22 protein-coding genes are annotated in these 22637 nt (G+C 38.7%); 9 read left to right on the top strand and 13 right to left on the bottom strand.

Going from position 1 to position 22637, the window contains the following annotated elements; genetic code table 11:
* Nucleotides 1–72: 72 nt before the first annotated feature.
* The 3 genes from DV424_RS06330 to pnp form a co-directional block, all read right to left on the bottom strand.
* Nucleotides 73–1914 (bottom strand): DEAD/DEAH box helicase, encoded by a 1842-nt coding sequence (locus DV424_RS06330; protein WP_105887879.1) that lies wholly within the window; start codon nt 1912–1914, stop codon nt 73–75.
* A gap of 178 nt (nt 1915–2092) precedes the next feature.
* A complete protein-coding gene (gene nlpI / locus DV424_RS06325; protein WP_042594183.1) occupies nt 2093–3025 on the bottom strand; it encodes a lipoprotein NlpI in 933 nt (310 codons plus the stop codon).
* An 81-nt stretch (nt 3026–3106) separates the two neighbouring features.
* Nucleotides 3107–5236 (bottom strand): polyribonucleotide nucleotidyltransferase, encoded by a 2130-nt coding sequence (pnp, locus tag DV424_RS06320; RefSeq protein WP_118859457.1) that lies wholly within the window; start codon nt 5234–5236, stop codon nt 3107–3109.
* Between the two features lie 272 nt (nt 5237–5508).
* Here pnp and DV424_RS06315 point away from each other — a divergent pair, with 272 nt between their 5' ends.
* Both DV424_RS06315 and nanQ read left to right on the top strand, forming a co-directional pair.
* Nucleotides 5509–6351, top strand: a complete 843-nt coding sequence (locus tag DV424_RS06315) for a glycosyltransferase family 8 protein (RefSeq protein WP_118859456.1) — start codon at nt 5509–5511, stop codon at nt 6349–6351.
* Between the two features lie 75 nt (nt 6352–6426).
* The gene (gene nanQ / locus DV424_RS06310) at nt 6427–6894 is read left to right on the top strand and encodes an N-acetylneuraminate anomerase (protein WP_118859455.1); all 468 of its coding nucleotides are present in this window, start codon (nt 6427–6429) and stop codon (nt 6892–6894) included.
* 64 nt (nt 6895–6958) lie between these two features.
* Here the strand turns inward: nanQ and DV424_RS06305 are convergent, their stop codons facing one another.
* From DV424_RS06305 to DV424_RS06295, 3 genes are all read right to left on the bottom strand, one after another.
* A complete protein-coding gene (locus tag DV424_RS06305; protein ID WP_005631077.1) occupies nt 6959–7180 on the bottom strand; it encodes a sulfurtransferase TusA family protein in 222 nt (73 codons plus the stop codon).
* A 9-nt stretch (nt 7181–7189) separates the two neighbouring features.
* Nucleotides 7190–8233, bottom strand: coding sequence for a YeeE/YedE family protein (locus DV424_RS06300; RefSeq protein WP_118859454.1), 1044 nt, complete (start codon nt 8231–8233; stop codon nt 7190–7192).
* Between the two features lie 274 nt (nt 8234–8507).
* Nucleotides 8508–9215 (bottom strand): 7-cyano-7-deazaguanine/7-aminomethyl-7-deazaguanine transporter, encoded by a 708-nt coding sequence (locus DV424_RS06295; RefSeq protein ID WP_118815833.1) that lies wholly within the window; start codon nt 9213–9215, stop codon nt 8508–8510.
* Nucleotides 9216–9407: 192 nt separating this feature from the next.
* On the opposite strand from DV424_RS06295, the gene pdxH reads away from it, so the two are divergent.
* A complete protein-coding gene (pdxH, locus tag DV424_RS06290) occupies nt 9408–10040 on the top strand; it encodes a pyridoxamine 5'-phosphate oxidase (RefSeq protein ID WP_118859453.1) in 633 nt (210 codons plus the stop codon).
* A gap of 87 nt (nt 10041–10127) precedes the next feature.
* On the opposite strand, the gene typA is transcribed toward pdxH, so the two are convergent.
* Nucleotides 10128–11978 carry a translational GTPase TypA gene (gene typA / locus DV424_RS06285; RefSeq protein ID WP_005631087.1) on the bottom strand — a complete coding sequence of 617 codons (1851 nt, stop codon included), beginning with the start codon at nt 11976–11978 and terminating at the stop codon, nt 10128–10130.
* Nucleotides 11979–12210: 232 nt separating this feature from the next.
* Between typA and glnA the strand changes: the two genes are divergently transcribed.
* From glnA to ndk, 4 genes are all read left to right on the top strand, one after another.
* Complete coding sequence (gene glnA / locus DV424_RS06280) at nt 12211–13629, top strand: glutamate--ammonia ligase (RefSeq protein ID WP_118859452.1); 1419 nt, start codon at nt 12211–12213, stop codon at nt 13627–13629.
* 87 nt (nt 13630–13716) lie between these two features.
* Complete coding sequence (rfbB, locus tag DV424_RS06275) at nt 13717–14760, top strand: dTDP-glucose 4,6-dehydratase (protein ID WP_118859451.1); 1044 nt, start codon at nt 13717–13719, stop codon at nt 14758–14760.
* A gap of 76 nt (nt 14761–14836) precedes the next feature.
* Nucleotides 14837–16141, top strand: a complete 1305-nt coding sequence (gene pepB, locus DV424_RS06270; RefSeq protein ID WP_118859450.1) for an aminopeptidase PepB — start codon at nt 14837–14839, stop codon at nt 16139–16141.
* A gap of 9 nt (nt 16142–16150) precedes the next feature.
* The gene (gene ndk / locus DV424_RS06265; RefSeq protein ID WP_162697472.1) at nt 16151–16573 is read left to right on the top strand and encodes a nucleoside-diphosphate kinase; all 423 of its coding nucleotides are present in this window, start codon (nt 16151–16153) and stop codon (nt 16571–16573) included.
* A 69-nt stretch (nt 16574–16642) separates the two neighbouring features.
* Here the strand turns inward: ndk and cgtA are convergent, their stop codons facing one another.
* From cgtA to rplU, 4 genes are all read right to left on the bottom strand, one after another.
* Complete coding sequence (cgtA, locus tag DV424_RS06260; RefSeq protein ID WP_118859449.1) at nt 16643–17815, bottom strand: Obg family GTPase CgtA; 1173 nt, start codon at nt 17813–17815, stop codon at nt 16643–16645.
* 27 nt (nt 17816–17842) lie between these two features.
* Nucleotides 17843–18763, bottom strand: a complete 921-nt coding sequence (locus DV424_RS06255; protein ID WP_105898988.1) for a DMT family transporter — start codon at nt 18761–18763, stop codon at nt 17843–17845.
* An 80-nt stretch (nt 18764–18843) separates the two neighbouring features.
* Nucleotides 18844–19101, bottom strand: coding sequence for a 50S ribosomal protein L27 (gene rpmA / locus DV424_RS06250; protein ID WP_005539872.1), 258 nt, complete (start codon nt 19099–19101; stop codon nt 18844–18846).
* A 20-nt stretch (nt 19102–19121) separates the two neighbouring features.
* Nucleotides 19122–19433, bottom strand: a complete 312-nt coding sequence (rplU, locus tag DV424_RS06245; protein ID WP_005626416.1) for a 50S ribosomal protein L21 — start codon at nt 19431–19433, stop codon at nt 19122–19124.
* Between the two features lie 214 nt (nt 19434–19647).
* Between rplU and ispB the strand changes: the two genes are divergently transcribed.
* The gene (gene ispB / locus DV424_RS06240; RefSeq protein WP_118859470.1) at nt 19648–20637 is read left to right on the top strand and encodes an octaprenyl diphosphate synthase; all 990 of its coding nucleotides are present in this window, start codon (nt 19648–19650) and stop codon (nt 20635–20637) included.
* Nucleotides 20638–20687: 50 nt separating this feature from the next.
* Nucleotides 20688–21425 (top strand): epoxyqueuosine reductase QueH, encoded by a 738-nt coding sequence (locus DV424_RS06235; RefSeq protein ID WP_005651413.1) that lies wholly within the window; start codon nt 20688–20690, stop codon nt 21423–21425.
* Nucleotides 21426–21476: 51 nt separating this feature from the next.
* On the opposite strand, the gene rplS is transcribed toward DV424_RS06235, so the two are convergent.
* Both rplS and trmD read right to left on the bottom strand, forming a co-directional pair.
* On the bottom strand, nt 21477–21827 hold the full coding sequence (gene rplS / locus DV424_RS06230) for a 50S ribosomal protein L19 (RefSeq protein ID WP_005626422.1): 351 nt from the start codon (nt 21825–21827) through the stop codon (nt 21477–21479).
* Between the two features lie 36 nt (nt 21828–21863).
* On the bottom strand, nt 21864–22604 hold the full coding sequence (trmD, locus tag DV424_RS06225; RefSeq protein WP_118859448.1) for a tRNA (guanosine(37)-N1)-methyltransferase TrmD: 741 nt from the start codon (nt 22602–22604) through the stop codon (nt 21864–21866).
* Nucleotides 22605–22637: the final 33 nt, after the last annotated feature.

The following is a 22637-nucleotide window of genomic DNA, read 5'->3' as shown; positions in this document are numbered from 1 at the left end:
TCACTATAGACAATAAAAAGCCCCTTGAGGTTCAAGAGGCTAAGCGTATGTAAAATATCAGACGATTTATTTTTAGAATGATGATCTACGATCACGACGTGGTTTGTCGCTAAAAGTGCGGTTACTTTTTTCATTAAATTTACGATTTCCACGATTATCATTGCCACGTTCACGTCCGCGTTCTCCACGGAAATCGCTACCACGACCTTTACGTTTACCGTTAAAATCATCGCTGCCACGAGAATTATCGGATTTTACTGCACCTAAGAAAGACATTTGCATTTGTTTATTCAATACGCGTGTTTTTCCGAATTGTTGCAATAATTCTTTCGGCATACCTTGTGGCAATTCAACGGTAGTGTAATCATCATAAAGTTTAATATGACCAATATAACGGCTGTTAATATCGCCTTCGTTAGCAATCGCACCAACGATATGACGAACTTCTACACCATCTGCACGACCGACTTCGATACGATATAAATCCATTGGTTGTGGATTTCCATAGCCTTTACGTTCGCCACGACGTTCAGCTGAACGTGGATTTTCACGGCGATCACCGCGTTCATTACGTTCACGACGACGTTTTTCCATTGGCGGATCTGGAGGAAGAATTAATTTTTGTTTGCCTTGTAGCAACATTAACATTGCTGCAGCAATATCTTCTTGATCCTGATCGGCTGTGAATAAGTCTTCTAATAAACTACGATATTGCTCTAAATCGTGATGTTCAAGTTGTTTCGTAATTTTTGCAACGAATTTTTTGCGGCGGCATTCTTGTAACACAAGATGATTTGGCAATTCTACTTCATTGATACCTTTTTTCATTAGGTGTTCAATATTACGAAGTAAACGACGCTCACGAGGTTCAACGAATAATAAAGCACGACCAGAACGACCTGCACGACCAGTACGCCCAATTCGGTGTACATAAGATTCTGCATCCAGCGGAATGTCGTAGTTTACCACAAGGCTGATACGTTCAATATCAATACCACGAGCAGCCACATCGGTTGCCACAACAATATCTAAACTGCCGTTACGTAAACGATCGAGGGTTTGTTCGCGTAATTGTTGTGTCATATCGCCATTAAGTGCGGCGGAACGGAAACCATTTTTCTCAAGTAGTTCTGTAATGTCTAAGGTGCCTGTTTTAGTGCGGGCAAAAATAATCGCCGCATCAAAATCTTCCACTTCTAAGAAACGAAGAAGGGCTTCATTTTTACGCACGCCGTGCACATACCAACAACTTTGGTCGATATCTGGTGCATTTTCGTTATTTACTTTGATCTTCACTTCTTGTGGATCATTCATAAAACGTTTCGTAATACGACGGATCGGTTCAGGCATTGTTGCAGAGAATAATGCAGTTTGATGATTTTCTGGTAATTCAGCCATCACGGTTTCTACATCATCAATGAAACCCATACGTAGCATTTCATCGGCTTCATCTAATACAATAAAACGAAGTTCAGAAAGATTTAATGTTCCGCGGCGAATATGGTCAAGAATACGACCTGGTGTACCCACAACCACTTGTGCGCCTTGTTTTAATGCACGAAGTTGGATGTCATAACGTTGCCCGCCATATAAGGTAACAATTCGAGTGCCATGCGCATATTTAACAAATTGTTCGCAAGCATCGGCAACTTGAATAGCAAGTTCGCGAGTAGGTGCCATTACTAACATTTGTGGATGTTTTTCACTTGGATCGATTTGTGCTAATAAAGGCAGTGCAAAAGCAGCGGTTTTACCACTACCCGTTTGTGCCATACCTAGCACATCATTGCCACTGAGCAAATGTGGGATACAAGCTTGTTGAATTGGAGAAGGGGTTTCAAAACCTAAGTCAGAAACAGCTTTTAAGATGAACTCAGGTAAGCCTAAGTCATTAAAAGTAATTTTGTCAGTCATTAAAATACTCGAATATAAATAAGGAAAGCTCAACGGGCTTTCGGGTTTATGTTGCTATTAAAACGTAGTCCTAGGGTAAATATACTCTAGGCTAATTTTAGTGCTGCCTCGTTGGAGGAGAGTAGTTCTCCAAAGGAGAACCGCTTTGCATAACTTAGGATATACCTACCCTAAGTGCTTATTTTGCCACCGCACTTTTCTCTTCTTTTTCGTCTTCTGTTTGAACTGGTTTTAATTTCATTAGTTCAAACGCAGCAAAACGATACTCAACAAAGTTATAAACCTGATTTGCCATAGCTAGTTTAAATAAAGCTGCCGCTTCATCTACTAGCCCTACATTGAGTTTTTGTTTTGCTAGATAAAAATAGGTTTCTGTGAGAATTTCAGCATATTGTTGTGAATTTTCGGCAAATTCACTTGCACGTTGTTGTAATTCTTCTACAGAGATGTGTCCTAAGTAATATTGAACGATATGTGTACCCCAGAAGTCCTCTGATAGCCCTTTTGCTCGTTCAACAAGGTTTGTTTGGGCTTCTTGTGGTTTTAATTTTTGTTCGTTCAAATATAGCCATAAGACACGATAGGGATCTTTTGTATCGGCTTGGTAGAACTGTAAGAAATCTTGCTGAGCAAGAGGGTAGCGTCCTACATAATAAAAATTTAAACCACGATTAAGGTGGGTATAGTCATAACCTGAATCTAATTCAAACACCGTATTGAAAGCATCCAATGCACCGTCGTAATCTTCTTCAAGCAATAAATAAAGCCCTAAGTAATTGTACACAGAAGCCATTTTCGGCTGTAATGCAAGGGCTTGAGTAAAATCGTAACGAGCAAGTCCCCATAATCCAAGGGAATCATAGAGTACGCCACGTTCAAAATGTAGCGATGCTCGTTCTTCATTACTCATTTTTCCAACCAGTAGTACTTGGCTTAATCGTACGATCATCACTTCTTGTTCAAAGTGCATATTCGGATTTTGTTCAGCCAATACAACATGATTTTTAGACACAAAACCGCCCCTAGACTGAACACAGCCTGCAAGGAGTAAGATCGCACATAAGCTAAATAAATAGACTATAAAATGGCGAGATAAGCGAAAACACCACATTTGCTTTCTTTATGCCTAAAAGTTGGAAAACAACAAAACTTGGCAGCTGTTGCTGTCAAGTTTTGATTCGATATTCCAAGATTATTTCTGTTCTTCGGAAGACATTTCTTGGTTAATTTCAGTTTCTTGTTTTGGAGCCAAGTCTTTCATTGTTAAACGAATACGACCTTGACGATCGATTTCAACAACTTTTACGTTTACTTCTTGACCCACTTGGAGGTAATCGCTAACTTTTTCTACACGCTCTTCAGCAATTTGAGAAATATGAACTAAACCTTCTTTATTTCCAACGATTGCTACGAATGCACCAAAATCAGCAAGACGAGTAACTTTACCTTTGTAAATTGCGCCAGCTTCAACTTCTGCAACGATTTCTTCAATGCGTCCCATTACGTTTTTCGCAGCGTTACCATCGACTGCGGCAATTTTCACTGTACCATCGTCATCAATATCGATAGAAGTGCCAGTTTCTTCAGTTAGTGAACGAATTGTTGCACCACCTTTACCAATCACGTCTTTGATTTTTTTAGGATCAATTTTCATTGTATAGATACGTGGTGCGTAGTCAGAAATATCAGCACGTGGAGCAGGGATTGCTTGTTCCATTACACCAAGAATGTGCATACGCGCACTCTTCGCTTGGTTTAATGCAATTTGCATAATTTCGGGGGTAATACCTTCAATTTTAATGTCCATTTGAAGTGCAGTGACACCTTCACGTGTACCTGCCACTTTAAAGTCCATATCGCCCAAATGGTCTTCATCGCCTAAAATATCTGAAAGCACCACAAATTTATCTTCTTCTTTCACTAATCCCATTGCGATTCCTGCAACAGCAGCTTTGATTGGTACACCCGCATCCATTAATGCTAAAGACGCACCACATACAGATGCCATAGAAGAAGAACCGTTAGACTCAGTGATTTCAGAGACAACACGCACGACATACGGGAATTCCGCAAGGCTAGGCATAACCGCTGCTACACCACGTTTTGCTAAACGACCGTGACCGATCTCACGACGTTTTGGCGAACCAATCATTCCTGTTTCGCCTACAGAATATGGAGGGAAATTATAATGGAATAAGAAGTGATCTTGGCGTTCGCCTGTTAATTCATCAATGATTTGTGCATCACGTTCGGTACCTAAAGTCGCAACAGCTAATGCTTGCGTTTCACCACGGGTGAAAATTGCAGAACCGTGAGTACGTGGTAATACACCTGTGCAAATATCTAATGCACGAACGGTATCAACGGTACGGCCATCAATACGTGGTTCTCCTGCAATGATACGGCCACGAACGATTTGGCTTTCAAGTGCGGTAAAAATATCCACGATTTTACCTTCGATGATTTCTTCATCTTCAGCTGTGATTTGTGCAATCACATCTGCTTTAATCGCATCGATTTGTTCGTAACGAGCTTGTTTTTCAGTAATGCGGTATGCATCGCCTAAACGTGCTTCAGCAATCGCTTTTACTTTGTTGATTAAATCTGTGTTTGGTTGTAGCGCAACCCAATCCCAACGTGGTTTGCCCGCTTCTTTTGCAAATTCTTTGATTGCTTCAACTACAACTTGTTGTTGTTGATGACCGAATACGACCGCCGCTAACATTTGTTCTTCAGTTAAAACGTTGGCTTCAGATTCAACCATTAATACGGCTTTGTCAGTACCTGCAACTACTAAGTCTAAACGGCTTTGTTTTTGTTCAGCCATCGTTGGGTTTAATACGAATTGGTTATCGATAAAACCAACACGCGCCGCACCAATAGGGCCATTGAAAGGCACACCAGATAAGGTTAATGCTGCAGAGGCACCGATCATTGCCACTAAGTCTGGGCTGATTTGCGGGTTTACAGAAACCACAGTTGCCACGACTTGGATTTCGTTGAAGAAACCTTCAGGGAATAATGGGCGAATTGGACGGTCGATTAAACGTGCAATTAAAGTTTCGCCTTCAGATGGACGACCTTCACGTTTGAAGAAACCACCAGGGATTTTACCCGCCGCATAAGTACGCTCTTGGTAGTTTACGGTTAATGGGAAGAAGTCTTGACCTTCTTTTACATCTTTTTTAGCAACAACAGTCACGAATACCGTGGTATCGTCCATACTTGCCATCACAGCAGCAGTTGCTTGACGTGCAATTGCACCAGTTTCTAGAGTAACGGTATGCTGACCGTATTTAAATTGTTTAACAATTGGATTCACAATGTTTTCCTTAAAATTTATATTAAAAACAATGCCTTATTTTCCAGATTGCGACTAGCAAAAGAAATCTCTCGAAGAAATGACCGCACTTTGGGCGTTTAAAAATTTCTTTTGATAGCCGCACGCTAATGTAGAAAATAAAGCTCGTGCATTATACAGGATGTTTGGCTTTAATGGCTAACTTTATTTCACATTGCCAACTTGTTATTATTGTTGCGACAGTATTTTCCTCCTAAAAATTGATTGTTCTCTCTGCAATTAGGTTCTTTTATATGAAATATAATGTAATGATGGCTAGTGATGCCAATTATCTTCCTTATGTAGAAATCACACTGAAATCTTTATTAATGCACAATGAAAATCTCTCTGTTTTTATTTTACATACAGGAGATATTTCTGAATCGTGGCAAAATGATCTTCAACCTTATTTTGCTAAACGTTATTCAACATTACAATTAGTCCATATAGATAAATCAGAATTAGATTCTTTCAGTGCAAATAATTATATTACTTCTGCTACTTATTTAAGATTTTATATTGATCGCTTACTTCATTATAGTGATATTCCTTATTGGATTTATCTTGATTGTGATATTGTAATTAATGGTAATATTACACATCCTTTTGAATGCTTAGATTTCTCTCGTCATTCATTAGCTGCAGTTTTAGATCATTATGTAACTCGCATTGGTCATCCTTATAAAAATAAGGACTATTTCAATGCTGGTGTTTTATATTTTAATATGGATAAGTATCAATTAGGAATTTCATCATTTTCTAAAGAATTAATTACATTACATACCCAATTAAAAGAAAGTTTAATTTACGGCGATCAAGATATTCTAAATTACTATTTTAAAGATCAGTGGATTCCATTAGATAAGCGTTATAATTTCCAATTAGATCATATGATTTCAATTAATAGTTTTGATATTTCTCCTGTTATTTTTCATTTTACAGGTCCTCATAAGCCTCTTGATAATATTTTTTCTGAAAATGCTTGTGTTAGTGCCGTAATTTCGTTGTTTAGGCTTTATGCTTCAATAAGTTGGCAAGATATTTGCTCTCTTCCGCTTGGTACTATAAAAGCAAGTTGGACTAATCAAAAGAGATGATGTAATCGGTGGCTTTATTTCATTTAACCGACTTGGTATCATAGGATAACTTTTATCTACTGTAAGGAAAATTCTATGATTATTAGCAGCTTAACCAGCCCAAATTTTAAAGTTGGTTTACCAACAGTGATTGCTGAAGTATGCGATTATTTGAATACGTTAGATTTAAATGCGTTAGAAAATGGCCGCCATGATATTAACGATCAAATTTATATGAATGTAATGGAACCAGAAACCGCAGAACCAAGCAGTAAAAAAGCAGAATTACATCATGAATACTTAGATGTACAAGTGCTTATTCGCGGCACGGAAAATATCGAAGTGGGCGCAACCTATCCGAATTTATCTAAGTACGAAGATTACAACGAAGCAGATGATTATCAACTTTGTGCAGATATTGATGATAAATTTACTATTACAATGAAACCCAAAATGTTCGCTGTATTCTATCCTTACGAACCGCATAAACCTTGCTGTGTAGTGAATGGAAAAACAGAAAAAATTAAAAAATTAGTCGTAAAAGTATCTGTTAAATTAATTTAACTTCGAAAAAAGTGAACTGCCCCCAAAAAGTTGGACAGGTTTTTGGGGGCAGTTTACTTTTTTATTATTTAATCACCGTAATTGACCATTTTGCATCATCAATTTGCTCGAAGTTTGTCACTTCATAACCTTCTTCAGCTGCCCAAGCGGGAATGGCTTCAGTGGCTTGTGTGCAGTCAAATTCAATTTCTAGGCCATCGCCTTTATTTAACTTAGCCATTGCTTCCTTGGCTTCAACGAGAGGAAATGGGCAAACAAGGCCGAGTGTTGGTAATTTAACGATCATATAAACTCCTTATGATGCTTTTGTTAATTTTAAACGTTGTGGACGGATAATGGTGAAGTAGGCGGCCACCCAAGTGCCGAGAATCATCAATGGCAATGAGACCCAACCTTGCCAAGAGAAAAAGGCGGTTTCGACTAAGCCATTACCGATAGAGCAGCCACCCGCAAGGGTTGCACCGATGCCCATGAGAATACCGCCGAGTCCGCTGCGTAGAATCGTGGTGGCATCCGGTACGCGGACACGGAATTCATTGCTTGCTTTAGCGCCGATGAATGACCCAATAAAAATCCCTAAGACTAAGAATACGCCCCAGTTAATAAATTTACCGTCGCCAGTAACAAGGAATTGCATGATATTGGCTGATGGGCCAGTGATCCCAAGTCCGAACTCACGACCAGTAGCAACACTTAATGGCCAAGCGGCAAGTGCGATTAATCCGATTAATAAGGCAGAGAAAAATGGGTGCCAGCGTTTTTCAAATAATAAGTGGGCAAGTCCCGTTTTCTTTGGTTTTAATGCCGCGACTTTTGCGCTTGGTTTGCTGAGATATTTGTATACATAGAAAGCTGTCACTAAAGTTAATAATGCGACTAACCACCAAGGTGAAATACCGAATGTATCGTAAATATTGCGTTGTTCAATATTGATACTGCGTAAGGTTTTATTAAGTTCACCTAATGGGCCAGTGCGCATGATGGCACTTAATAACATATAAGTGAATAACGCGACCCAACTGCCGACTAAGCCTTCTGCAGCTCGGTACCATGTGCCAGTTGCACAACCGCCAGCGAGAACAATGCCGACACCAAACACAAAGGCACCGATAATCACCGCTAAAAAGGCAAAATTTTCAGCCGGATCGACATTTAATACACCGATTTCTTTTAAGAGAAAGAAACCGATGGATTGCACGGTAATCGCCAATAGAAGGGCTACAAACATTTTGTTATTTTTGGTGACATACATATCGCGAAATGCGCCAGTAATACAAAAGCGCCCACGCTGCATCACAAATCCGAGTAAAATTCCGCAAAGTAATCCGGTTAAAAGCATAAATATTCCTTCTATTTTAGAACTAAGTAGGTCGGTATTTTCTAAAAAAATAAGAAGGTAGCGCCAATAACTTTTAGCTAGAAAATATGTTTTTTTGATATAAAAAAGTGCGGTTATAAATTTATACTTTTTACCGCGCTACTTTAGCAATGTAAGTGTAGAGAATATAATGTGAAGACTTTATGGCGCTCCCAAGCGATTTAATGAGCTTTTTAGTAATTAACCCCACTTAAAAGAGCGGGGTTAATTGTTTTATATGCGCCAGAAATTTGGTTTATGCAGGAACGCGTTCCGCTACGAGCATTTGTAGTTTTCGTAAAATGACATTTAATACTACGCCATAGGCTGGGACGAACAAGATAATTCCTATAAATAATTTAAATAGATAATCTACAAAGCCGAGTTGTGCCCAGTGTTCAGCCATGAACGGATCTGCACTTTGGTAGAAGGCGATACTGAAGAAAACAAACGTATCCGCCATTGAACCGAATGTCATTGAGCTAGTTGGCGCCACCCACCATGTTTTTAACTGGCGTAAGCGGTTAAATACGATCACATCAAGTAATTGTCCTATAACGTAAGCTGCAAAGCTCGCAATAGCAATACGGAATACAAACAGATCAAAATGCGTTAATGATTCGAAACCTTGGAATTTGCTTTCAGAGAATAAAACCGATATGACGTAACTTACAATAAGTGCAGGAAACATCACCACGAAGATGATTTTTCTCGCATCTTCCGCACCGAAAATGCGTACAGTTAAATCGGTAGCTAAAAAGATAAATGGGAATGTGAGCGTTCCCCAAGTGCTGTGGAAAGAAAAATCGTTTGCTGCACCAAGTGCGGTTAATTTTAGCGTGATTTCAAAAGGGATTTGAACAAAGTAATTGCTTGCGGCAATGATGAATATGTGGAAAAAGCTGAGCCAGATGATTGCACGACGTTTTTGTTGATCATTAAAGATCGGAGAGTTTAATTTCATGTTGTACCTTTTTAGTTTAAATAAATCGGGGTTAGGGAACCCGAGGTTGAATATAGGGGGCTAGATGATACGCATATTTCTAATAATTGCAAGAGTTGATGTCATTTGAGTTTTATATTTTATGATAATTGACGAATGCTTTTAGGGTCTTTATTCTATTTGCATTTTTCATCAAATTTGAAAGGAGAGAAAATGGAATTACACAATATTCGCGATGAATATACTAAACGCGTGCTTTCACAAAATGATTGCTATGAAAATCCAATTTCGCAATTTGAACAATGGCAGAAAGAGGCTATTCACGCTCAAGTTAATGAACCTACTGCAATGAATATTGCGACTGTTGATGAACAAGGTCGCCCAAATAGCCGAATGGTTTTGCTAAAAGAAGTCACTGAACAAGGTTTTGTCTTTTTTACCAATTATCTTAGCCGAAAAGGCAGCTGTATTGAGCGTAACCCTTATGTCGCACTGACTTTCTTTTGGCCAGAATTGGAACGCCAAGTGCGGATTGAAGGTAAGGCGGTTAAAATTTCGGCAGAACAATCTGATAAATATTTTGCTACCCGACCTTACACCAGTCGTATAGGAGCTTGGGCAAGTGAGCAAAGTGCGGTGATTTCTAATTATAAATCTTTACTAGCAAAAGCCGCATTGGTTGCTGCTAAACATCCATTAAAGGTGCCTCGACCAGATTATTGGGGCGGCTATTTAGTTGTGCCAGAAACCGTGGAATTTTGGCAAGGGCGACCAAGCCGTTTACATGATCGCATTCGTTATCGTAAAGTAAGTGATAATTGGATTAGAGAAAGATTGTCTCCTTAGTAAATTGAGCATAAAAATAACCGCACTTTAGTTGTATTCCCAAAGTGCGGTTAATTTTTTCTAAGTTTTAACGTTTAGCTTTATTTATTAATGCGTGCTAGTACTTGTTGTCGTACGATTTGCACGTTTACGATCGTTTTCCGTTAAAAGTTTTTTACGGATACGAATCGACTCAGGTGTCACTTCCACTAATTCATCGTCATCGATAAATTCAATCGCTTGTTCAAGACTGAATTTTACAGGTGTAGTCAGCACAATCGCATCGTCTTTACCTGACGCACGCATATTGGTTAGTTTTTTACCTTGTAAGCAGTTTACGGTTAAGTCATTTGAGCGGCTATGAATACCGATAATTTGACCTTCATAAACTTCCACGTTTGCATCAATCATTAACTTACCACGTTCTTGTAAGCCAAATAATGCATAACCCAGTGCTTTACCTGTTGCGTTCGAGATTAATACACCATTTTTACGTTGGCCAATATCTCCACCTTTGATTTCATCATAGTGGCTAAAACTTGAGTAAAGTAAGCCTGTGCCAGAAGTCATGGTCATAAAATCGCCACGGAAACCAATTAATCCACGGCTAGGAATGATGTATTCTAAACGAACACGGCCTTTGCCATCTGGCAACATATCACGAACTTCGCCTTTACGAATACCTAATGCTTCCATCACTGAACCTTGATGCTGTTCCTCCACATCAATAGTTACTTGTTCGTATGGCTCTTGTTTTTTACCGTCAATATCACGATAAATTACTTTTGGACGAGAAACCGCAAGTTCATAACCTTCACGACGCATATTTTCGATTAACACTGAAAGATGTAATTCCCCACGACCAGAAACACGGAATTCATCTGGGTTTGGGGTTTCTTCTACGCGTAACGCTACGTTGTGAACCAATTCTTTATTTAAACGTTCAAGAATTTGACGAGATGTGACATATTTTCCTTCTTGCCCTGCAAATGGAGAGGTATTCACACAGAAGAACATTGTTACTGTTGGTTCATCAACAGTTAATGATGGCAATGCTTCCACTGCGTTAATATCACAAATCGTATCTGAAATGTTTAATTCTCCTAAACCAGTGATTGCCACGATATCGCCTGCGTAAGCAACATCTTCTTCATAACGTTGTAAACCAAGATGACCAAGTACTTGACCGATACGACCTTGACGAGTTTTTCCTTCACTATTGATGATAGTAACAGGTTGATTTGGTTTAATCGCACCACGCTTAATACGACCAATGCCGATAACACCTACATAGTTGTTATAGTCTAATTGTGAAATTTGCATTTGGAATGGCGCATCAAGTTCTACTTTTGGCGGCTCTACATATTTCACAATAGCTTCAAATAATGGCGTCATATCTTCTGCTAATTCTTCGTGCTCAAGACCTGCAACACCATTTAATGCTGATGCATAGATAATAGGGAAGTCTAATTGTTCATCTGTTGCACCAAGATTGACAAATAAATCAAATACTTGATCTACAACCCAGTCAGGGCGCGCACCAGGGCGATCAACTTTATTAATTACGACGATTGGTTTTAAGCCGTGAGCGAATGCTTTTTGTGTCACGAAACGCGTTTGTGGCATTGGGCCATCAAAAGCATCAACGACTAAAAGTACAGAGTCCACCATAGAAAGTACACGTTCAACTTCGCCACCGAAGTCGGCGTGTCCTGGAGTATCCACAATGTTAATACGGTAGTCATTCCAGTTAATCGCGGTATTTTTTGCAAGAATGGTAATGCCACGTTCTTTTTCAAGATCGTTTGAGTCCATAACGCGTTCATCTACATCGCCACGAGCAGATTCAAAAGTACCAGATTGTTGCAGAAGTTTATCCACAAGAGTTGTTTTACCGTGGTCTACGTGGGCAATAATGGCGATGTTACGGAGTTTTTTAATATCGATTTCGTTTTTCATTGTTTAATGCTTTAATTGGATAAGATGCAATTTTTATTGCATTGTTACATAAAAAATGGCGCAACGAATTGCACCCTACATTTCTACATTTGTCGAAAGGGCAAAAATTATACATGTATTTTTCTTTTTCTGCTATGGCTAGAATAAGAAAAATAAATTTCATGAAAAAATAGCATGGCTACGTTATAATGCGTGCTTATCTTAATAAGACTAACCATAGAGGATTTCCTAAGTGCCAAACGCAAATGCAATCGCTAATGTATTTAAGCTAATTGAAGAAAATAATGTGAAATTTGTACTTCTTCGATTTACCGATATTAAAGGTAAAGAACATGGTGTTTCTATCCCAGTTAACCTTGTTGATGAAGATATGTTTGAAGACGGCAAGATGTTTGATGGCTCCTCTGTAGAAGGATGGAAGACTATTAATAAAGCTGATATGTTGCTTATGCCAATGGCTGAAACAGCCGTGGTCGATCCATTCGCGCAAATTCCAACGCTTTCTATTCGTTGTAGTGTTTATGAACCAACGACAATGCAAAGCTATGATCGTGATCCGCGCTCTATTGCAATTCGTGCAGAAAATTATATGCGTTCAACTGGTATTGCAGATCAAGCTTTTTTCGGCCCAGAGCCAGAATTCTTCTTATTTGATGATGTGCGTTTTAATGTATCAATGAACAAAGCGTCTTTTTCTATTGATGATATAGAAGCTGCTTGGAACACGAATAAAAAATATGAAGAAGGTAATAACGCTTATCGTCCATTGAAAAAAGGCGGATATTGTGCCGTTGCACCAATTGATAGTGTGCACGATATTCGTTCTGAAATGTGCTTGATTTTAGAAGAAATGGGCCTTGTGATTGAAGCCCATCATCATGAAGTGGCGACTGCGGGACAAAACGAAATTGCGACTAAATTTAATACGCTAACTTTAAAAGCGGATGAAACCCAAATTTATAAATATGTCGTACAAAACGTTGCATTAGAGCACGGTAAAACGGCGTGTTTTATGCCCAAACCAATTACTGGAGATAATGGTTCGGGTATGCACTGTAATATGTCGTTAAGTAAAGACGGGAAAAATATTTTCCAAGGCGATAAATATGCAGGTCTTTCTGAAACCGCACTTTACTACATCGGCGGTATCATTAAGCACGCTAAAGCCTTAAATGCGTTCACTAATCCAAGTACTAATTCATATAAACGTTTAGTGCCTGGTTATGAAGCACCAGTATTGTTGGCTTACTCTGCAAGCAATCGTTCTGCTTCAATTCGTATTCCTGCTGTAACCAATCCAAAAGCGATTCGCGTAGAATCACGTTTCCCAGATCCATTGGCAAACCCATATTTAGCATTTGCTGCATTATTAATGGCAGGTCTTGATGGCGTGGTAAATAAAATCCATCCAGGAGATGCGATGGATAAAAATCTTTACGATCTTCCACCAGAAGAATTAAAAGATATTCCAGCGGTTGCAAGCTCTTTAGAAGAAGCATTGAATTCATTAGAAAAAGACTATGAATTTTTAACTCAAGGTGGCGTATTTGCTAAAGATTTTATTGATGCGTTTATCAGTATCAAACGTAAAGAAGTGGAACGTTTAAATATGGCACCACATCCAGTTGAGTTTGAGATGTATTATGCGTAATCATCATTGATGAAATCATGTTTAAAAGTGCGGTAAAATTTACCGCACTTTTCGTTTGAAATTGTTTATAACGAGAATCGGGTAAAAATGTCGAATACAAATAGAACAATTCTAGTTACTGGTGGAGCGGGTTTTATTGGTTCTGCGCTTGTCCGTTATCTTCTTGAAAAGACACATAATAAGATCGTCAATGTTGATAAGCTGACTTATGCGGGAAATTTAGCCTCACTTAAAACTGTAGAAAACCACCCACGTTATGCTTTTGTACAAGCAGATATTTGTGATACTAAGGCGTTGTCTTATATTTTTGCACAATATCAACCTGATGCCGTTATCCATCTTGCCGCTGAAAGCCATGTTGATCGTTCTATAAATGCTTCTTCGGAGTTTATACAAACCAATATTGTAGGCACTTATAGGCTACTTGAATCTATTCTAGACTACTGGCATCGTTTAGATAATCAAAAAAAATCCAGTTTCCGATTCTTACATATTTCCACCGATGAGGTTTATGGAGATTTAAAAAGTAATGAGGGTTTATTTACTGAAACATCAGCTTATAAACCTAGTAGCCCTTATTCAGCTTCAAAGGCGGCAAGTGATCATCTTGTGCAGGCTTGGTATAGAACATATGGGTTACCGACAATCATTACACATAGTTCAAATAATTATGGCCCGTATCAGTACCCTGAAAAATTAATTCCATTGATGATTTTAAATGCGATAGAGGGAAAAACACTGCCTATTTATGGCGATGGTTTGCAAATTAGAGATTGGTTATTTGTTGAAGATCATATTGATGCTCTATATAACGTTTTGACGAAAGGAACTATTGGGGAAACCTATAATATTGGCGGAAATAATGAAAAGTCCAACATTGAAGTGGTGCGTTCTATTTGTTCTTTATTGGAAGAATTTTTACCTAATAAACCAAAACATATTGATAAATATGAAGATTTAATTTGCTATGTACAAGATAGACTAGGTCACGATCTTCGTTATGCGCTTGATACAAGTAAAATCAATGATAAGTTAGGTTGGGTACCTAAAGAGACTTTTGAATCTGGATTAAGAAAAACGGTAATTTGGTATTTAAATCATCAAGATTGGTGTCAAAAAGTGAGTGAATAATGTCAAATAATTAACTATCAGAAATAAAGCTGGTATAGTTTCTAAATTTATTTTGTTTATATATGGGGGAATAAATATGCAAATTACACTTTCAAATACCTTAGCGAATGACGCTTGGGGAAAAAATGCGATTTTGAGCTTTGACTCTAATAAAGTTACGATTCATTTAAAAAATAATGAAAAAACTGACCGCACTTTAGTTCAACAAGCCGCTCGTAAATTGCGTGGGCAAGGGATTAAAGATGTGGAATTAGTCGGTGAAGGATGGGATTTAGAATTTTGCTGGGTGTTTTATCAAGGTTTTTATACTGCAAAACAAGATTACGCGATTGAGTTTCCACATTTAGATGATGAACCGCAAGATGAATTGTTAGCACGTATTGAATGTGGCGATTTTGTGCGTGGAATTATTAATGAACCAGCACAAAGTTTAACGCCAGTTAAATTAGCGGAGCGTGCGGCTGAATTTATCTTAAACCAAGCGGACATTTATAATGAAAAAAGTGCGGTAAGTTTTAAGATTATTTCTGGAGAGGATCTTGAACAACAGGGTTATCACGGAATTTGGACAGTGGGTAAAGGCTCTGCTAATCCACCTGCTATGTTGCAACTTGATTTCAATCCAACACAAGATCCGAATGTGCCCGTGTTAGCTTGTTTAGTCGGTAAGGGGATTACTTTTGATAGTGGCGGCTACAGTATCAAACCAAGTGATGGAATGAGTACAATGCGAACTGATATGGGCGGGGCTGCATTATTAACTGGGGCTTTAGGTTTCGCTATTGCTCGCGGATTAAATCAACGCGTTAAGCTGTATTTATGTTGCGCAGAGAATTTGATAAGCAATAATGCCTTTAAACTAGGCGATATTATTACTTATAAAAATGGCGTGAGCGCAGAAGTGCTGAATACTGACGCTGAAGGGCGTTTGGTGTTGGCTGATGGATTGATTGAAGCGGATAGTCAAAATCCAGATTTTATTATTGATTGTGCAACTTTAACTGGTGCAGCAAAAATGGCTGTAGGAAATGACTATCATTCGGTATTATCTATGGATGATGAGCTTATGAAAAATCTTTTCCAATCAGCACAAGAAGAAAATGAACCTTTCTGGCGTTTACCATTTGAAGATTTTCATCGCTCACAAATTAATTCATCTTTTGCCGATATTGCTAATATTGGTTCGGTTCCAGTTGGAGCGGGGGCAAGCACTGCAACGGCATTTTTATCGTATTTTGTAAAAAATTATCAACAAAATTGGTTGCATATTGATTGTTCAGCGACTTATCGTAAATCTGGTAGTGATTTATGGGCTGTTGGGGCAACAGGGATTGGTGTGCAAACTTTAGCAAATTTAATGTTATCAAAATCATTGAAGTAAGGAGATATGATGACAGAAAGAACTTTTTCGATCATTAAACCTGATGCGGTAAAGCGTAATCTAATTGGGGCGATCTTAACTTGTTTTGAGCAAAATGGTTTTGAAATCATCGCCTCTAAAATGGTACGCTTAACTCGTGAGCAGGCTGAAGGCTTTTATGCAGAACACCAAGGCAAAGAATTTTTTGCGCCTTTAGTTGAATATATGATGTCTTCGCCAATAGTGGTTTCTGTTCTTGAAAAAGAAAATGCAGTGAAAGATTACCGCACTTTGATTGGTACAACGAATCCAGAAACTGCAGCAGAAGGTACAATTCGTAAAGATTTTGCATTAAGTCAGCGTGAAAATTCAGTTCACGGATCAGATAGTATAGAAAGTGCAAATCGTGAAATTGCTTATTTCTTTACTGATTCTGAAATTTTTGAGCGTTAATTGATAGAAAAAAGCACCTAAAAGTTTTAGGTGCTTTTAAATTTTTAATGCTTACAAAATTAGACTTTCTTAAGGTTTATAGATGAACTCAATTCCTTCATCGTCTTCTTCGCTCCAATCATCATCCCAATCTTCGTCATCATCAAATTGATGCTCTGCTAGTTGTTCTTGATGATAATCTTCCCATTTGAATTTTACTTCTTCAGGTGCAACTTGCTGTATTTCAGCTTCGCGTGGATTCGCTATGATAAAGTCCATAATATCACGACAAAGTGGTGGAACATTTTTCCCTGTTGCCGCTGAAATCAGGTAATAGTCTTCTTCCCAACCTAATTGTTCAGTAATTTCTCGAGCCCGCTCTTCAGCTTCTTCGTCACTTATCGTATCAATTTTATTGAATACTAACCAGCGTGGTTTTTCTGATAATTTTTCACTGTATTGGAAAAGTTCAGATTCAATAATAGCCACATTATCTGCTGGATTAGAGCCATCAATTGGCGCAATATCGACTAAATGAATAAGCACTCTACAACGTTCTAAATGTTTTAAAAAGCGAATTCCTAGCCCAGCACCATCTGCTGCGCCCTCAATTAATCCAGGAATATCTGCCACTACGAAACTGTTTGAGTCATCTACTTTCACAACACCGAGACTTGGTACTAAGGTCGTAAATGGATAATCTGCAACCTTTGGTTTGGCGGCTGAAACGGCACGAATAAAAGTGGATTTACCAGCATTAGGTAAACCGAGCATTCCCACATCAGCAAGTAGCATTAATTCCAATAATAAATCTCGTTTTTCGCCCGGTGTTCCCATTGTTTTTTGACGCGGCGCACGGTTTACTGATGATTTGAAACGAGTATTTCCTAACCCGTGATAACCACCTTTGGCTACCAACATTTTTTGACCGTGTTGGGTTAAATCCCCCAAAGTTTCTTTGGTGTCGTTATCAATAGCACGAGTTCCTACGGGAACAGGTAAAATAATATCTTTACCGCGACGTCCTGTACAATCTGAACTCCGTCCATTCTCTCCACGCTCTGCCGCAAAGCGTTTATTAAAGCGGTAGTCGATTAAGGTATTGAGGTTTTCATCGGCTTGTAAATAGACATCGCCACCGTCGCCACCGTCGCCACCATCAGGGCCACCTTTCGGAATAAATTTTTCTCGACGGAAACTTACGCAACCGTTGCCACCATCCCCTGCCTCAATTCTAATAAGGGATTCATCAATAAATTTCATTAAAACTTCTCCAAAATAAACCGCACTTTAATGAGTTCTATGCGGTAATAATTTATGTCCAATTGCGGATAAAATTGCCCCGCATACTACAACAAATGCACCAATATAGCTAATATTATTCAATTCTGGGGCTGCAAAATCTACTGGGCTAAAATAATGGGCAATATGGGAAAATAGGATTGTGAAAAGAGGTACAAGAGTGATAACAACGCTGACTTTTGATACATCCCAACGATTAAGAGCTTCCGCATAAGAGCCGTATCCAATTAAGGTATTTAAACAGCAGTAAATAAAACAAATCAGAGCTAAAGGTGTGAGTTCTTGCACTTGCGAGAATTCAGCCATCGGCATAAAGACTATGGCACAACCTAAATACATCATTAGCAAGATTTGTTGTGAATTAAATTTACGTAACATTAATTTTTGTGCCATTCCATAAGCGACCCAAATAAGAGCACCCCCTATACTTAAAATGACACCTGTTGAATACTGATTTAGTCCAGAAAATACAGCAAAACGATCATTAAAGAATAAGCCTAAACCAATTAATAATAAGAAAAGTCCGAGCTTTTGGTGTAATCCTAATTTTTCTTTGAAGATCAGTACACCACAGATGAGCATTCCAAAAGAGGATAAATGAATAAAAATTTGTGCAACTGATGGTTCAATGTAATTCAGCGAGCTACTAAATAATAGAAAATTGCCGGTAAGACCAATTACTCCAATAATCATAATCCATGCATATTGGCGAACTTTCATTAATTCAGGTAATTGTTTTTTATAAGCAAGTAAAGCCAATAATGAAACTGCAGCAATAATGAAACGATACCATACGATAGTTTGCGCATTCATTACAGACAAAACTTGTTTCAAAGCAATAGGCAATGACCCCCAAGCCATTGCAGCAATAAGTGCAAAGGTAAAGCCTAGTAAAGGTTGTTGTTTCATTGCGTTCTCACTTATGTGAAATTAAGAAAGACAAAACGCCCCACAAAATTGTAGGGCGTTTCAATGGAATAGATTTTAAATTATTCAGTAACAATACTTACGTATTTACGGCTTTTCTCGCCTTTTACTTCAAATTTAACTTTACCATCTGCGGTTGCGAATAAGGTGTGATCTCTTCCCATTCCTACGTTGTTACCTGCGTGGAATTTAGTACCACGTTGGCGAACAATAATGCTACCTGCTAATACAGATTCGCCACCGAAACGTTTAACACCAAGGCGTTTAGCTTCAGAATCACGACCGTTACGAGTTGAACCACCAGCTTTTTTAGTTGCCATCTACTTGATCTCCTCTGAAATTATGCTTGAATCCCAGTGATTTTCACTTCTGTGAACCACTGACGATGACCTTGTTGTTTACGGCTGTGTTTGCGACGACGGAATTTAACGATTTTAACTTTCTCGCCACGACCTTGTGCAACAACTTCAGCCACTACTTTTGCACCAGCAACTACTGGTGCACCAATTTTAACATCTTCACCATTAACGACCATCAACACAGAATCGAACTCAACTGTTGCGCCAGTTGCAAGTTCAAGTTTTTCTAAACGAACAACTTGACCTTCGCTCACACGGTGTTGTTTACCGCCACTTTGGAAAACTGCGTACATAAATACTCCGCTTAATTGTGTTTCCCTGCTTTTTAGCAGTCCACACTTAAAAATTCATACAAATAGGTCGCAAATTCTACGGAAAAATCCTACCTATGGCAAGGATTTATTTGCAATAAAATAAAAAAATTCCTTTCATTTGCGGATTGATTTCAGAAAGTCTGAAAATTCGGGTAAAATGCACTGCACTTTTGACTAATAATTGATGAAAAAAATGAAGAAACAAGATCTTATGAGCATAGACGAGATCCAAAAACTTGCAGATCCCGATATGCAAAAAGTTAATCAAAATATTCTTGCTCAGCTTAATTCAGATGTTCCATTAATAGGACAGTTAGGTTTTTATATTGTTCAAGGTGGCGGTAAGCGGATACGCCCGTTGATCTCAGTGCTTGCAGCTCGATCTTTAGGGTTTGAAGGATCTAATTCAATTACTTGTGCTACTTTTGTTGAATTTATTCATACCGCTTCTTTATTACACGATGATGTAGTAGATGAATCTGATATGCGTCGTGGGCGTGCTACGGCGAATGCTGAATTTGGCAATGCGGCGAGTGTGTTGGTAGGCGATTTTATTTATACACGTGCATTTCAATTGGTTGCACAATTAGAATCATTGAAAATTTTAAGTATTATGGCGGATGCGACTAACGTTTTAGCGGAAGGCGAAGTTCAGCAGTTAATGAATGTTAATGATCCTGAAACGAGCGAAGCTAATTATATGCGTGTCATTTATAGTAAAACTGCCCGTTTGTTTGAAGTGGCTGGACAGGCTGCGGCAATTGTCGCCGGTGGAACAGAAGCTCAAGAAAAGGCTTTACAAGATTATGGGCGTTATCTTGGCACTGCATTTCAGCTCGTGGATGATGTATTGGATTATAGTGCAAATGCGCAAGCTCTAGGCAAAAATGTAGGCGATGATTTAGCTGAAGGAAAACCAACCCTTCCTCTGCTACACGCTATGCGTCATGGAAATGCTCAACAGTCGGCTTTAATTCGCGAAGCGATTGAGCAAGGTGGTAAACGTGAAGCAATTGATGAAGTATTAGCTATTATGACGGAGCATAAGTCTTTAGATTATGCAATGAATCGTGCAAAAGAAGAGGCTCAAAAAGCAGTGGATGCAATCGAAATTTTGCCAGAAAGTGAATATAAACAAGCGTTGATTTCATTGGCATATTTGTCTGTAGATAGAAATTATTAGTCCATAATTTAGCTTATATACTTGATACCCATTAATTTTAATTAAACTTTATGAATACAGAACTTCAACCTAAACTAGAAAAAAGTGCGGTCAATTTTCAAGCTAAACCGCGAAAACAAAAAATCCGTAAGGATCCTAACGCACCTTTTATTCGTGAAAAACTTGAGTTGCCAGATGGACACAATAAGCTCCTTTTGCATTCTTGTTGTGCGCCTTGCTCTGGCGAAGTGATGGAAGCAATTCTTGCATCAGGCATTGAATTTACAATTTATTTTTATAATCCAAACATTCATCCACTCAAAGAATATTTGATTCGTAAAGAAGAAAATATCCGTTTTGCAAAAAAATTTGGTATTCCATTTATTGATGCTGATTACGATCGTCAAAATTGGTTTGATCGTGCTAAGGGTATGGAATGGGAGCCTGAGAGAGGTATTCGCTGCACAATGTGTTTTGATATGCGTTTTGAAAAAGCTGCTGAATATGCTCATAAACATGGTTTCCCTGTATTTACTAGTTGCCTAGGTATTTCTCGCTGGAAGGATATGAATCAAATCAATGGCTGTGGGCATCGTGCTGCGGAAAAATATGATGATGTTATTTATTGGGATTATAACTGGCGCAAGGAAGGTGGCTCGCAACGCATGATTGAAATTAGTAAGCGTGAGCGGTTTTATCAACAGGAATATTGCGGTTGTGTATATTCTTTACGTGATAGTAATAAATGGCGAGAAGAGACTGGTCGTCAAAAAATTGAAATCGGAAAATTGTATTATAGTGCTGATTAATATGATGAATGCAAAAAAGGCTTGGAATTCCAAGCCTTTTTCTTTGCGAAATTACTCGCCTAAACGCTCTTTAATACGAGCTGATTTACCTGAACGTTCACGTAAGTAGTAAAGTTTAGCTTTACGTACCGCACCTTTACGTTTAACTGCGATAGAATCTACAGCTGGAGAGTGAGTTTGGAATACACGCTCAACGCCTACGCCGTTAGATACTTTACGTAAAGTGAATGCTGAGTGCAAGCCACGGTTACGAATTGCAATAACCACGCCTTCGAATGCTTGCAAACGACGTTTGCTACCTTCAACTACCCATACTTTAACTTCTAAAGTATCACCTGGGCGGAAGCTAGGTACGTTTTGTTTTAATTGTTCTTGTTCAAGTTGTTTGATAATGTTAGACATTGTTTGATCCTTTATTGATCCTAGATGTAACTGAAACTAACTGTTATGCTCGGCTTGTGCCTCTTTTAACAGTTTACGTTGTTCGTCAGTCAGAGCTAGGCCTTCTAAGAGCTCAGGGCGTCGGAGCCACGTTCTTTGTAGCGATTGTTTTAATCGCCATTTCCGAATTTCTTCGTGATGTCCCGACATCAGCACGGGGGGCACAGTTAATCCCTCTAACACTTCCGGTCTGGTGTAATGCGGGCAATCTAATAAACCATCTGCAAAAGAATCTTCTTCTGCGGAGGCTTGCTTGCCTAATACACCGGGAATAAAACGGGCAACAGCATCAATTAATGTCATTGCCGGTAATTCCCCACCGGTCAGAACGTAATCGCCGATTGACCATTCTTCATCAATTTCAGTTTGAATCAATCGCTCATCAATACCTTCGTAACGTCCACATACCAAAATCAATTTATGATTTTGAGCAAGCTCTGTTACGCCGCCTTGATCGAGTTTACGTCCTTGTGGCGAAAGGTAAATCACCTTTGCGCCTTCTCCTGCCTCTGCTTTCGCAGCATGGATCGCATCCCTTAAAGGTTGCACCATCATCAGCATTCCCGGGCCACCACCATAAGGGCGGTCATCCACGGTTTTATGCTTGTCGAATGTAAAATCTCTTGGATTCCAACATTCTACTTGCAGAAGATTATGTTTTACGGCTCTACCTGTAACCCCAAATTCCGTAATCGCTTTAAACATTTCGGGGAACAATGAAATCACCCCTATCCACATAAAAAGCCTACTACATTACGTTTGTGCATACTT

Origin of the sequence: Haemophilus haemolyticus (assembly GCF_003493605.1) — a bacterium.
Taxonomy (GTDB): Bacteria; Pseudomonadota; Gammaproteobacteria; order Enterobacterales; family Pasteurellaceae; genus Haemophilus; species Haemophilus haemolyticus_J.
The sequence above is the reverse complement of the archived record's forward strand: the minus strand, read 5'-3'. Positions and strand labels throughout refer to the sequence as shown.

Coding starts and splice junctions, on each gene's coding strand:
- DV424_RS06330 (WP_105887879.1), bottom strand. CDS start 1,914: ATGACTGACAAAATTACTTTTAATGACTTAGGCTTACCTGAGTTCATC.
- nlpI (WP_042594183.1), bottom strand. CDS start 3,025: ATGTGGTGTTTTCGCTTATCTCGCCATTTTATAGTCTATTTATTTAGC.
- DV424_RS06315 (WP_118859456.1), top strand. CDS start 5,509: ATGAAATATAATGTAATGATGGCTAGTGATGCCAATTATCTTCCTTAT.
- nanQ (WP_118859455.1), top strand. CDS start 6,427: ATGATTATTAGCAGCTTAACCAGCCCAAATTTTAAAGTTGGTTTACCA.
- DV424_RS06305 (WP_005631077.1), bottom strand. CDS start 7,180: ATGATCGTTAAATTACCAACACTCGGCCTTGTTTGCCCATTTCCTCTC.
- DV424_RS06300 (WP_118859454.1), bottom strand. CDS start 8,233: ATGCTTTTAACCGGATTACTTTGCGGAATTTTACTCGGATTTGTGATG.
- DV424_RS06295 (WP_118815833.1), bottom strand. CDS start 9,215: ATGAAATTAAACTCTCCGATCTTTAATGATCAACAAAAACGTCGTGCA.
- pdxH (WP_118859453.1), top strand. CDS start 9,408: ATGGAATTACACAATATTCGCGATGAATATACTAAACGCGTGCTTTCA.
- typA (WP_005631087.1), bottom strand. CDS start 11,978: ATGAAAAACGAAATCGATATTAAAAAACTCCGTAACATCGCCATTATT.
- rfbB (WP_118859451.1), top strand. CDS start 13,717: ATGTCGAATACAAATAGAACAATTCTAGTTACTGGTGGAGCGGGTTTT.
- pepB (WP_118859450.1), top strand. CDS start 14,837: ATGCAAATTACACTTTCAAATACCTTAGCGAATGACGCTTGGGGAAAA.
- ndk (WP_162697472.1), top strand. CDS start 16,151: ATGACAGAAAGAACTTTTTCGATCATTAAACCTGATGCGGTAAAGCGT.
- cgtA (WP_118859449.1), bottom strand. CDS start 17,815: ATGAAATTTATTGATGAATCCCTTATTAGAATTGAGGCAGGGGATGGT.
- DV424_RS06255 (WP_105898988.1), bottom strand. CDS start 18,763: ATGAAACAACAACCTTTACTAGGCTTTACCTTTGCACTTATTGCTGCA.
- rpmA (WP_005539872.1), bottom strand. CDS start 19,101: ATGGCAACTAAAAAAGCTGGTGGTTCAACTCGTAACGGTCGTGATTCT.
- rplU (WP_005626416.1), bottom strand. CDS start 19,433: ATGTACGCAGTTTTCCAAAGTGGCGGTAAACAACACCGTGTGAGCGAA.
- ispB (WP_118859470.1), top strand. CDS start 19,648: ATGAAGAAACAAGATCTTATGAGCATAGACGAGATCCAAAAACTTGCA.
- DV424_RS06235 (WP_005651413.1), top strand. CDS start 20,688: ATGAATACAGAACTTCAACCTAAACTAGAAAAAAGTGCGGTCAATTTT.
- rplS (WP_005626422.1), bottom strand. CDS start 21,827: ATGTCTAACATTATCAAACAACTTGAACAAGAACAATTAAAACAAAAC.
- trmD (WP_118859448.1), bottom strand. CDS start 22,604: ATGTGGATAGGGGTGATTTCATTGTTCCCCGAAATGTTTAAAGCGATT.